Annotated in this window: 9 protein-coding genes; 4 read left to right on the forward strand and 5 right to left on the reverse strand. The window is 38.5% G+C overall.

Features of this window, described 5'->3' with window-relative positions; all coding sequences use genetic code 11:
• Positions 1–531: 531 nt before the first annotated feature.
• Positions 532–1860 (reverse strand): UDP-N-acetylmuramoyl-L-alanine--D-glutamate ligase, encoded by a 1329-nt coding sequence (gene murD / locus MUW73_RS00735; RefSeq protein ID WP_243018536.1) that lies wholly within the window; start codon positions 1858–1860, stop codon positions 532–534.
• Positions 1861–1886: 26 nt separating this feature from the next.
• Positions 1887–2693, reverse strand: coding sequence for a CPBP family intramembrane glutamic endopeptidase (locus MUW73_RS00740; protein ID WP_243018535.1), 807 nt, complete (start codon positions 2691–2693; stop codon positions 1887–1889).
• A gap of 47 nt (positions 2694–2740) precedes the next feature.
• Here MUW73_RS00740 and ruvB point away from each other — a divergent pair, with 47 nt between their 5' ends.
• Together ruvB and MUW73_RS00750 are read left to right on the forward strand one after the other, a co-directional pair.
• Positions 2741–3763 (forward strand): Holliday junction branch migration DNA helicase RuvB, encoded by a 1023-nt coding sequence (gene ruvB / locus MUW73_RS00745; RefSeq protein ID WP_243018534.1) that lies wholly within the window; start codon positions 2741–2743, stop codon positions 3761–3763.
• 159 nt (positions 3764–3922) lie between these two features.
• Complete coding sequence (locus MUW73_RS00750) at positions 3923–4666, forward strand: YebC/PmpR family DNA-binding transcriptional regulator (protein WP_243018532.1); 744 nt, start codon at positions 3923–3925, stop codon at positions 4664–4666.
• A gap of 513 nt (positions 4667–5179) precedes the next feature.
• Here the strand turns inward: MUW73_RS00750 and murA are convergent.
• The 3 genes from murA to MUW73_RS00765 form a co-directional block, all read right to left on the reverse strand.
• Entirely contained in the window at positions 5180–6487 is a 1308-nt protein-coding gene (murA, locus tag MUW73_RS00755; RefSeq protein WP_243018572.1) for a UDP-N-acetylglucosamine 1-carboxyvinyltransferase, read from the reverse strand.
• 31 nt (positions 6488–6518) lie between these two features.
• Positions 6519–7109 carry a DUF4290 domain-containing protein gene (locus tag MUW73_RS00760; protein WP_243018571.1) on the reverse strand — a complete coding sequence of 197 codons (591 nt, stop codon included), beginning with the start codon at positions 7107–7109 and terminating at the stop codon, positions 6519–6521.
• 66 nt (positions 7110–7175) lie between these two features.
• Positions 7176–9401: an ATP-dependent helicase gene (locus tag MUW73_RS00765; protein WP_243018570.1), complete on the reverse strand. Its 2226-nt coding sequence runs from the start codon at positions 9399–9401 to the stop codon at positions 7176–7178.
• Between the two features lie 430 nt (positions 9402–9831).
• On the opposite strand from MUW73_RS00765, the gene MUW73_RS00770 reads away from it, so the two are divergent.
• Both MUW73_RS00770 and MUW73_RS00775 read left to right on the forward strand, forming a co-directional pair.
• Positions 9832–11175 (forward strand): alpha/beta fold hydrolase, encoded by a 1344-nt coding sequence (locus tag MUW73_RS00770; protein ID WP_243018569.1) that lies wholly within the window; start codon positions 9832–9834, stop codon positions 11173–11175.
• 65 nt (positions 11176–11240) lie between these two features.
• Positions 11241–12641, forward strand: coding sequence for a CCA tRNA nucleotidyltransferase (locus tag MUW73_RS00775; RefSeq protein ID WP_439099496.1), 1401 nt, complete (start codon positions 11241–11243; stop codon positions 12639–12641).
• Positions 12642–12764 lie beyond the last annotated feature (123 nt).

Consider the following 12764-nt stretch of genomic DNA (forward strand, 5'->3'; position numbering starts at 1 on the left):
TTACACAAAACTTTTTTTCTTTTCATCTGTAAGCTGAGCTTTCTGTTCGCAGCTTTTTACAAGGGGCGTTTTTATATATCATTTTATTTAGTAATCAATTAAATATATATCTTACGTTGACGCCAGTATGCATACAAGGCTATGGCGATTCTAGGAAAACCGCCCCTTGTAAAATAGTTGCGATTAGCCATCACCTATTAGAGCTGCTTAGAAAAACAGCTTGTTTGAACCCGCGTAGCGGGTGAGTTCTGTTTTTTTCAGCTCTCATAGGTGATGGCCGGAACTTTTTACAGAGGGCTTGATTTTTTGTCCCCTTTTTGATCAAGCAAAAAGGGGGATAAAAATCCTTTTTTACCAAAATCGGGAACCGAGAATGAGCTCCACTTAAGGATGGCCATATTGGTATATAAGCCGTAAGGCATTGTCTCTTTACTTTTTGATCAAGCAAAAAGGGGGATTAAAAATCCTTTCTGCCAATAACGGTCATCTTTAAGTTGATGTAATTGAGTGAATAGATACCTTGAACACCTGCTATTTTACCATCAGTAGCTTTACTCTTTCTTTAAATTGATTGCCGCGATCTTCAAAATTTTTAAATAAATCAAAGCTAGCACATGCAGGAGATAAGAGTACCACGTCTCCAGGTGATCCAATAGATAGGCTCATATCTATGGCCGAAGCTAACTTATCGGTCTCTTGTATCGGTAAACCTAGCGGGTGAAAAGCTTTCCTAATAACACTATTATCTTTTCCCAAAAAGATCATAGCTTTAACTTTTTCTTTTACAAAAGGTAACAATGACCCATAATCATTGCCTTTATCTATACCACCTGCAATCCAAATGATGGGTTGGGTAAAACTAAGCAATGCAACAACTGCAGAGGCAACATTAGTAGCCTTTGAGTCATTATACCAATCTATACCTTGTAGCCTACCACACCATTCTAGTCGATGAGGTAGGCCAGAAAATTTAGGTAAGGCACTTGTAATTATAGTAGAAGAGACCCCTACTAATGTAGCTGCTGTAACAGCTACCATGGTATTATATTGATTATGTCTACCTGGCAAAGCTATAGATGTAGCTATAGGTCCAAAAGATTGGTTGTGCAGATTCAAACGGAAGATGTCGCTACCAATAGAGGGTATAGGTGGCATAGACATAGGATGTAACTGAGGTAAACTCTTTTTTTCTTGCAGATACTGAGTGGTGAGCCGATCTTCTTTATGATAAATAAAGTGTTCTAATCCAGTCATATTACGTAATATATTCCATTTAGCTTTTGCATAGGCTTCTATGGAGTAATCATACCTATCTAAGTGGTCAGGTGTAATGTTTAAGAGGCAAGCAATGTCTGGTTTAAAATGGCTAATGGTTTCTAATTGAAAGCTAGATAACTCTAGTACATAGTAGTTGTAATGCCCTTGTGTGAGACATTTGGCAAAACTATGCCCTATATTCCCAGCTAGGGCAACAGGGTATCCTGCTGCGTGCAGCAAATGGTAGATCAAATGCACGGTCGTGCTTTTGCCATTTGAACCAGTGACTGCTATAATTTTACCTTTTGCATAACGTGCGGCAAATTCGATTTCATCGATAATGGGTAGGCTATAGCTATGGAGTTGCTGCATGATCGCGGCTTTATGTGATATGCCAGGACTTTTAATGACTTCATCGGCCGATTGTATTTTTTCTATTGTGTGACCTCCTTCTTCAAATGGAATTTGGTGGTTGGTTAATACATACTTACAACCGGGTGTGATGACAGCAGCATCGGAAACAAAAACATCTATTCCCTGTTGTTTGGCAAGCAATGCTGCACCTGTACCGCTTTCCCCGCCACCTAGTATAACTAATCGCATGCTTATCTGGTTCAATTTTAAGTAGATTACTTTGTTTTTTGACTTACTAGCTTGTGAGTTAGATATCCATAAACAGCCAAGAGCATGCCCATAGCTAGCAGGCTACGCATTAAAATAGGTAAACTATTAATGGCTAAGTCTACGGTTTCTTCTAATGCAAAATAAATTAAACATAGGGCAGCTAAATTATGTAGCGCATGGGCCAGAATAGGGTAGATAATATTTTGGGTTTGGTGGTATAGATGGCTCAGAAAACATCCCATTACAAAATAAAATAAGTTATTGATCATATTAGCGTGCATCACACTAAATAGTAGCGCACTGATCGGGGTAATCCATAATTTGATTGGCTTAATTTTACTCAGCAGTCTTTCTAAAATACCTCGAAATAGTAGTTCTTCTAAAATGGCAGCCATACAGGTTATTTCTATAAACCCACGCCATAAAAAATCACTTCTACTACTGAAATGTACTATAGGTTGAAGACTAGGACCCCATAATGCTGTTTTAATACTGTTTAGTAATAATAAGGCAAAACTCATCATCAGTTGAAGCAGTATTGTGCCAATAGTTATGCTACCAATAGCGCTAAAACCAGGTCTATGGGCGCATCGCTGTATAGCATCATTTTTGCCCTCTTTGGCTTGTAAATGTAGATGATAGATCAAAGCCGTACAACACATTATGGCGCGTAACATAACAGAATCAAGCGCATAGATGTTTAAAAGACAACCATCAGGTAGCTGCATCAGCATACTGGAAAGCCGAATAGCCAGATAAAGCCCTATAGAAGATAAGGTGATTAGTTTGATTAGTTTGATGTTTGAACTCATTATTGATATTTTTTTACGTATATTTTGGCTTAGTAAAGATAAAAAAAATGGAGAACGATCTCATCAACGGCCCTTTAGGTGTGCTAAAAAAACCAGAAGAACACCTTGATAAAGCTTTACGTCCACTGCAATTCAATGACTTTTTTGGACAAGAAAAGTTGGTAGAAAATATTCAAATATTTGTAGCAGCTGCTCAGCAAAGGAAAGAAGCGTTAGATCATGTGTTGTTACACGGTCCTCCTGGATTAGGCAAGACTACGCTGGCCTATATTATTGCTTATGAACTGAATACCAATATAAAAGTTACATCTGGTCCGGTTTTGGATAAGCCAGGCGATTTGGCTGGTCTTTTAACCAGTTTGGAACACGCTAACGTGCTCTTTATAGATGAGATACATCGCCTTAATCCTATAGTAGAAGAGTATTTATATACGGCTATGGAGGATTTTAAAATAGACATTATGCTGGATGCAGGTCCCAATGCACGTAGTGTACAGTTGGCATTAAATCCTTTTACTTTGATTGGGGCTACCACTCGATCCGGTTTGCTAACAGCACCTTTACGGGCTCGTTTTGGCATTAATGCACGATTGGATTACTACCCTGCTGCATTGCTCACGAAAATCGTTCAGCGAGCCAGTGGCATATGGGGTACCCCTATTGACCAAGAAGCTGCTTATGAAATTGCCAGGCGGAGTCGAGGTACTCCACGTATAGCCAATAATCTATTGAAGCGTACCCGAGATTTTGCGCAGATTAAAGGAGATGGACGCATTACCAAAGAGATGGTTATTCTAAGCCTAGCGGCTTTGAATGTAGATGAGAATGGACTAGATGAAATGGATAAACGTATCCTTATCAATATTATTGAAAAGTTCAAAGGTGGTCCGGTAGGTCTTACCACTATTGCAACCGCGTGCTTAGAAGAAGCAGAAACGATAGAAGAAGTCTATGAACCATTTCTGATTCAAGAAGGGTATATCAAACGCACCCCACGTGGCAGAGTCGCAACAGAGGCTGCCTATAAGCATTTGCGATTGCCTTATACCGCTGATTTGTTCGACAAATAAAAATAATTTTATATCAAAGTATTTTCTTTTTAGGTAATCTTGCCAGAAGCTTCTGGCAAGATTGCTATATATTTATGCGCTAAGGTAACGCTATTGACTGTTCGATAACGTTCATCTATAGTACTGGTACAATCTATTTTTTCTACATAAAAAAATAAAATGGCAGGACATAGTAAGTGGTCTAATATTAAGCGTAAAAAAGGTGTAAATGACGCAAAAAAAAGTAAAATTTTTACCAAACTAGTAAAAGAAATAACAGTAGCTGCCAGAAGTGGTAGCGCTGAACCAGCCTTGAATCCACGATTGCGTTTGGCTATTCAAAATGCCAAGGGTGCCAATATGCCCAAAGATGCTATTCTGCGTGCCATTAGTAAGGCTAGTGGTAATGATGGCTCGGTCTATCATGAAGTTACCTATGAAGGATATGGCACAAGTGGTGTGGCCATCATGGTAGTCTGTATGACAGATAAAGTGATTAGAACGGTAGCTAATGTGCGGGCTATATTTAGCAAATATGGAGGTAGTTTAGAAAAAAATGGCGCTATTACTTTCTTATTTGATTATAAAGGCGTTTTTACTATTCCTGAAGGTGATGTGGAGGATCAAGATGATTTTACATTGGGATTAATAGATGCAGGAGCAGAATCATTAGAAAATGATGGTGGTTTCCTGCATGTGGTTTGTGCTATAGAAGACTTTGGGAAAATACAGAAGCACTTGGAAACAGTTGCTATTGCACCAACTTCTGCAGGTTTAGAATACATTCCCCATACCTTTGTCCAGGTAAGTGATACAGCATTGCCTAAACTGATCAAGCTAATAGATGCCTTACAGGATGATGATGATGTTCAAAAAGTTTATCACAATATAGCTATTCAGCCAGCACAGGAAGCTTTGTGGTAGAATTTATATAAAAAATATTATAAATCAGTAGAAAAAATTCTATATCCATGCAGCACTATGGTGGGGCTGCTTATAAAATGGCCCTTGTAAAAATTTGCGATCAGCAAGCATAGCTCACCAGTTGAAAAGAAAAACAGTTGCAGGAGTATGCATGTAAGGCTATGGCGGTTCTAGGAAAAATGCCCCTTGTAAAATAGTTGCGATGAGCAATCACGTATTGTATCTATTCACCACTATGGCAGCGTACATAAAGAAAAAAACGCCCCTTGTAAAATAGTTGCGATCAGAAAGCAGTCCTCACAGCTGAAATAGAAAAACAGCCTGTTTGAAGCCCGCGAATCGGGCGCGTTCTGTTTTTCCAGCTGTTAGGGCTGCTTTCAGCAACTTTTTACCCAGGGCTTGATTTTTTGATTACTTCTTTATCAGGAAAAAAGTAACAACAAAAATTCATTTTTTACCAGTGTCATGAGCAGATACTTCCTGAATAGATACACAATAGGCGTTGTTCAGGTTTTATTCAACCCTTTCAATTGAGGCACCTAATGCATTGAGTCGTTGGTCAATATATTCATAACCTCGATCAATTTGACTAATATTTTCAATGGTACTGCTGCCTTCTGCAGCTAGTGCTGCAATTAACAAAGCAATACCGGCTCTAATATCACTTGAACTCATATGGGTACCTTGTAGTTTATGGCTATTCCCTAAACCTACTATATGTACCCTATGTGGGTCACATAAGACCAATCGTGCTCCCATTTCAATCAAATGATCTACAAAAAAGAGCCTGCTTTCAAACATTTTCTGGTGGATTAGCATATGCCCTTGTGCATGTACCGCAGTTACAACAGCAATGCTGATTAAATCAGCAGGTATTCCTGGCCAAACTGCATCATAAAGGGTTACCAAGTTCCCATCCATTTCTGGTTTGATCTTATAGCAGGGCTGCACCGGAATATGCAATTGGTTGCCCTGTTGTTCTAGAACAATACCCAACTTTTTAAAACAATACCAAACAGGTGCAAAAAATGGCATAGGCACATCTGTAATGGTTAATGCTGATTGGGTAGTTGCAGCCAATCCAATAAAGCTGCCAATTTCCAACATATCTGGTAAGATAGTATGGGTTGTACCACCTAAAACAGGTACGCCTTCTATAGTTAGTAGATTGGAACCAATACCGCTAATGCGTGCTCCCATTGCTACCAGCATATGGCAAAGTTGCTGTATATGTGGCTCACAAGCTGCAGGATAAATAATAGTTTTGCCTTTGGCCATGCTGGCCGCCATAATTAAGTTGGCGGTGCCTGTTACCGATGGTTCTGACATCCATACATCAGCGCCTTTTAATTCCTGGTATTTTACTTCCCAAGTTGCCTGAGCAGCATGGTAGTAAAAAGAAATACCTAGTTGTGCTAGCCCTTCAAAATGAGCATGAAGCCCTCTTCGGCCAATTCTATCTCCTCCAGGCTTAGCTATAAGGCACTGCTTGAAACGGATTAAAAAGGGTGCCAGTAACATAATAGAGCCTCTTACCTTAGTGTATTCTTGGCGAAATGTAGCTGTAAGCATAGCCTCTTTGGCAACATGCTTCGCGCAAAACTGATAGCCTTTATCTCCCAACCGAGTAATTTGTACACCTAAAAGGGTTAAAAGTTTCATCACACTCTGTACATCAGCGATATTAGGAATGTTATGTAAGGTTACTACTTCATCAGTCAATAAGGTAGCACAGATTACTTGTAGTGCTTCATTTTTTGAGCCTTGCGGTTGAATGGTCCCTGCCAAATGGCGCCCTCCATCGATCATAAATTTAGCCATTGCCCAGATTTATATTTTATATACCAACCGACTATTGGTTGGGTTGCTTTTTAAAATGGTTGGATTTGACGTGCTGCTTAGTTCTGGGTTTTTGACCATTGTTACCTTCATCTGGTAGGGTTCGTATGATTGCTACATCTAGCGTTGTATCATCTGGAATCATGCGTTTGATATCCTGCATAATTCTTTCATTACTGATATAATCATTGTTCCATATACTACTAAAACGACGCATCAGCCTGGCAACTGTTATAATCATTTGATCTTGCTCTTTACGAGTAGGTAGGGTGCTTATCTTTTGTATGAGTGACTCCATATGTCTTCCATAATATTTATATCTGATTAGCTGAATAAAAGGCATATGAACATAATGCTGTTGGCTGCTTTCTCTCTTAATAGGTTTGGGATTAGGACTATCAATATCTAATTTGTAGTCTGATAATATAAAAAGATCATCCCAACGTTTTTGTGAAGACTCTGCATTAGGATTCACCACCTCCATCAGCTTTACAATGCCATAGGCTTTTTGCGTGCGAACTGTTTTGTCTTCAATGGTTACCAGCTGCTCCATAAGCTTCTGTATGTTTCTACCATATTCTTTAAGCATTAAAGGCGATCGCATTGTGTTATAGTCGTACATTATGGATTATTAGGTTAATGAGCAATCATATCTATTTAAATACAGGCTTTATTTTGGAGGCAAAATTTCTAGTTTTGCGTAGTTTAACAAGAGGGTCTTTTCTCCAAATTTATGAAAAAGAATAACAGCTTTATGCATATCTGCCGTTTCTACTAACTGTAAAACTTTTCCTACACCAAAATGGAGATGACGTACGGTGTTGCCAACTTGGAGCTTAGTTGTGGACACTGTAGAGAGAAAGGATGGAACGGAAGCGGCCACTAGTTTTCTAACTGGATCGTTTATTGTGGTTACTGGCTTTTGGGGAGTTGTTGCTTGGCTCCCTCTATGATTTGCCCAACCTATCTCTTGTAAAAAACGACTGGGCTTTACGTTGGCTAATTTACCAAATCTGTATCTGCTTAAAGCATAAGATAAGGTTAGCTGAATTTGTGCACGGGTAACAGCTACATAGAAAAGACGCCTTTCTTCTTCTAAATCTGCGTTGCTGCCTAACATCATAGAAGAAGGAAAGAGTTCTTCTTCCATGCCTACCAGATATACATATTTGAATTCTAAGCCTTTAGAAGCATGAATGGTCATTAGTGTTAGGCTATCTTCATTTGCGTCTTCTTTATCGGCACTGGTCATTAATGCGATTTCTTGTAAAAAACTACCCAGGCTTGGATCCCTGTTTTCAGGGTGGTCTACGAATTGTTTGATACTATTCAATAGTTCTTGTATATGCTCATAGCGGGTTAATCCTTCTACCGTTTTATCTTCATGCAGCTCCTTGAGCAGGCCAGATGCTTGGGCCATATAGTTTGCTATAGCATATGCATTTTCGTTTGCTAGTTTTAGAGTAACCGTATGAATAAGTGTTACAAAACGACTAACAGCAGCTGCAGTAGCCCCACTTAAATAGTCATTTACATTGCGTAGTAGGGTCCAGAGAGGAAGCTTTGTTTCCGCTACCATAGCAAATATTTTATCAATGGTAGTGGGGCCAATACCCCGCCTAGGGAAATTAATAATTCTTCTAAAGGCTTGGGTATCATTATAGTTTACTACAAAACGCAAGTAGGCTAAAAGATCTTTTACTTCTTTACGCTGATAGAAAGAGAGGCCACCTATGATGCGATAAGGAATGTTTTTTTTACGCAATGCTTCTTCAAAGTTTCGAGATTGATTATTGGTACGGTATAGGATGGCAAAATCTCGATAGAGCAGTTGACCATTTAGCTTTTCTGCCATTATGGCATCTACTACTAACCGACTCTCTTCCATATCTGATATAGCTCTTAGTACCTCAAGCGGTGGCCCGACTGGATTATCTGTCCAAACCTTTTTTTTTAACTGATGTTCATTGTGACTAATGATTCGATTGGCTGCCTCAACAATATGCCTAGTAGAACGGTAATTTTGCTCTAGTTTGATCATTTGATGGTTGGGATAATCATGGGAAAAATGCAAAATATTTTGAATATCAGCTCCTCTAAATGCATAAATGCTTTGTGCATCATCTCCTACTACACAAATGTTCTGGTGGCAGGAAGCTAGTTTTTTAGCAATACGGTACTGAACTAGATTCGTATCTTGAAACTCATCAATAAATAAATAGCGAAATTGTTGTTGATACTTTGTGCTTAATGCAGGATAATCATATAATAACTTATAAGTCTGTACTAATAAGTCATCAAAATCCATGGCACCAGCCTGTAAACAGTGGTTGGTGTATCTTAAGAAGACTTCACTGAACCTAGCCATACGCATATGGCTATCTTCTTTTTGATAGGTTGGGTCTGCCGCATAAACTTCTGGTGTAATCAACCTATTTTTAGCATAGGAGATACGTCCCAATATAACTCCTGGTTTATATATTTTATCATCCAGGGCAAGGCTTTTAGTAATTTGTTTGATGAGTGATTTGCTGTCGTCTGTGTCGTAAATGCTAAAATGGGTAGGATAGCCTAAAGTATTGGCCTCTTGTCTTAGTAGTTTGACGAAAACACTATGAAAAGTCCCGAGCCATATGGCTTGTGCACCATTACCCACTATCTTAGTAATGCGATGACGCATTTCAGCAGCAGCTTTGTTGGTAAAGGTTAAAGCAAGAATCTGATCAGGCGCTGCTTTTTTTTCCTTAAGGATATGGGCTATTCTGGCCGTTAATACTTTTGTTTTGCCTGAGCCAGCACCTGCCACAACAATCGATGGACCTTCGGTATGAACCACTGCCTGCTTTTGCATCTCATTGAGCCCAGAAAGATAGGTTGGTTGTATAACTGGATCCATTGTAATAACTATTTTTATTTTTATATTTGATCCAAAATAATCAATTTGTTAGTCCTTTCAATCTTTCTAAGGTAATTGAAGATTAACCCCTTTCATTTGTTGAATCATAAATATTAAGCAGGACAGCAATTTAATAAATAGTTGGATAAAGGCCAAAACCATCTCTGTATGCTGTTGTCGCTATCTGTTATTAATTATCTACAATTTTTAAAATAGTTTTAAAAAGCCTATATTTGCTAGATCCACTCGGCTCGCACCAATTTAATTTCCTATTAAGCTTCCTTAGCGTTTATAGAAGAGTCTGTAGAAGGTACCGAGTCCAAAACCAAAACCTACTAAATCTACGTAATAATTTAAGTACTAGCTAGTACTTAAATTATTACCAGCAAAAGTAGTGTTTCTAAAATTCTCTTTATAGAAATTTATTAGTATGTACCCTACCACAGGCCTTTATGAATGCTTTATTTGGATTTATCGCTTTAGTTTAGTTTTTTGCTTTTCCTTGATTGTTAGTTGTAGTGGTAAAAGTTGCTCTGATAAGCATAAAAAAGATGAACTGTCTGCAGCAGTTGAGCCAATGGTATTAGACCCACCAGTTTTATTAGAGAAAGAGCATACTGCTCAACAAAACAATAAAAGCAAAAGAACGGATGAACAAAATCTAGATGTGTCGGATGAACTTGAGCTTTCTAGAAAAGGAGTAAAAAATATCAAGCGAGTAGCTAAAGTGGCAGAATATAAACAAGCTATTGTATTATTGCATGGACTTGCTAGAATTTCTTCTGATTTTAATGCCATGATAGCAATATTAGAAAAAAGATTTCCCCATGCAACTATAGTGGCCTTAAAAAGTGTTAACAAAGACTCTAATAACCAAAAATCTGCTAGTCTTAGCTCGAAGTTATCCATTAAACAGCAAGCTAGATTAGCTTATGAAGAGATCAAAGCAAAAATTCCTTTTGGTAGTCATCTTATACTTGTAGGCCATAGCCAAGGAGGATTGCGGGCTTTGGTTGTTGCCAAAGAGTATGAGGCTCGCTTGAAACGTGAATGTGCCATCACTATAGAACAATTGATTACTATAGGGACACCGTGGAAAGGCGCTCCTATATTCCAGCATATTAAGCGTGCTAAAACATTCAATGAAAAATTTCGTAAAATAGCTATAACCTTAGATAAGATACAACCAAACTACAGCAAAACTGTAAGGGGATATTTTTTCAAAAAAGCACCAGAATTAGCAAAACACCATCCTAAGGTCTATGGCAAGGCAGCGCCATTGTTTATGAAATTTGGCCAGATAGATGGCATTGCAGATTTAGACCCAGAAAGTGATTTTATTCGTAATTATGTTGTCTCAAGCCTTAAGGAAGTTGATTGGCCGATTACCGCTATTGCAGGTGTTTTAACTGACTTTTCTGAGCTTTTTGATACATTTCAATACCCTATTAGCGCCAAAGCATTGACTGAACTCAATGTCACCTATGCAGAATTGATTGGCGGTAATCCAAACTCTGAGCATGATATGTTGCTGCCTGTTGCTACACAACATGCAGAAGGTTTAGTTACTAGAAATTTTAAGCGTATAAAAGTATATGGTACCTGTCATGGTAATAAAGTAGGTGTTTCTGTAAAACGTGGGATTTCTGAGCTTAATAATAAAGCGGTCATAGAAAAAGTGACTGAATCTATAGAAGAAACTTTTTACGAATACAAAGAGGAAAAAGAAGAAGTGGTTGTAGAGCAAGGAGTTGAGGCTACTCCTGCTGCTTAACTACTGATGCTGCAAGCATACAATTAAAAAATAGAATCTTGGAAAGTGTAAAAAGTAAAGAGGCTATGGTAGCTTTAGATGGCATTATGGATCATCCCATCTTGCGTCAAATTGGCCAGATGGCTGATGGGCTTCAATTAGAAACCTATGTAGTAGGTGGGTTTGTACGAGATTTATGTTTAGGACGTATCTCCAAAGATATTGATATTGTTTGCGTAGGGGATGGTATGGCTCTGGCACAAGTTGTAGCAAAGTATAAAGATGTTTCCGTTACCTTATTTAAAAGTTTTAGTACTGCCATGTTGCAGTGGGATGGGTGCGACGTGGAGTTTGTAGGTGCTAGAAAGGAATCTTATTTGCCCAATTCTCGTAATCCGAGTGTATCAACTGGGACGCTGGCTGATGACCAACTGCGTCGAGATTTCACTATCAATGCCATGGCGATCTCTTTAAATAAAAAAGATTATGGGAGATTAGTGGATCCATTTAATGGACAGCATGACTTGATCCATGGCTTGATTAGAACGCCTTGTAATCCGAATCAAACTTTTTCAGATGATCCATTACGCATTATGCGTGCCATACGATTGGCTACTCAACTAAATTTTACCATAGCACCAGAAACATGGGTAGCCATGTCGGCTGTTGGCAATCGATTGGTTATTATCGCTCAGGAACGTATTGCCGAAGAGTTACATAAAATGATAGCTACTGATCGACCCGCTTATGGCTTTAAACTTTTGTTTGATAGCCACCTATTATCAGTGGTACTACCAGAACTACAAAAGCTTTCAGGAAAAGAACAGATTGGTTGCCATTCTCATAAAGATAATTTTCTACATACCCTTGAAGTTTTGGACAATGTGGCCCGACATTCTTCTAAATTATGGCTTCGTTGGGCAGCTGTTTTTCATGATATAGCCAAACCATTAACTAAAAAATTTGATCCTATACATGGTTTTTCTTTTCACGGTCATGAAGATCTAGGTGCTAGAATGTTACCTAAACTTTTTAAAAGAATGCGCTTTCCTACTAACAAGGAAATTCTGGGATATGTACAAAAATTGGTTAGATTACACTTGCGCCCTATAGCCTTGGCAAAGGAGGTTACTGATACGGCCATACGGCGCCTTTTATATGAGGTTGGAGATGACTTAGAGGATTTATTCTTATTGTGTAGAGCCGATATTACCTCCAAAAATGAAACCAAGGTGCAACAATATTTAGCTAACTTTGATAGGGTTCAAAAAAGGGTCTTAGCGGTAGAAGCACGTGATAAGATTAGAAATTTTCAACCGGTTATTACTGGTGCTGTTATTATGGAAACGTTTGGCCTAAAACCTTGTGCTCAGGTGGGTTTTATTAAAGAGGCTGTTAAAGAAGCTATATTAGAGGGTAAGATTAAGAATGAATACCAAGAAGCATTTAATTATATGTTGATGGTTGGTAAAGATTATCTAAGATGAAAAAAACTACTGAAAGCAGCGCCTATAGTTGTAATATCCATTCACTACGCTGGCAGAACTGGACTCCAAACCGCCATAGCCTTGAATGGATACTAAAAATTTGGTATCCGTTGACGACTGTGG

The sequence above is a fragment of the Candidatus Cardinium sp. cByotN1 genome, from assembly GCF_022810525.1.
Lineage (GTDB): Bacteria > Bacteroidota > Bacteroidia > Cytophagales > Amoebophilaceae > Cardinium.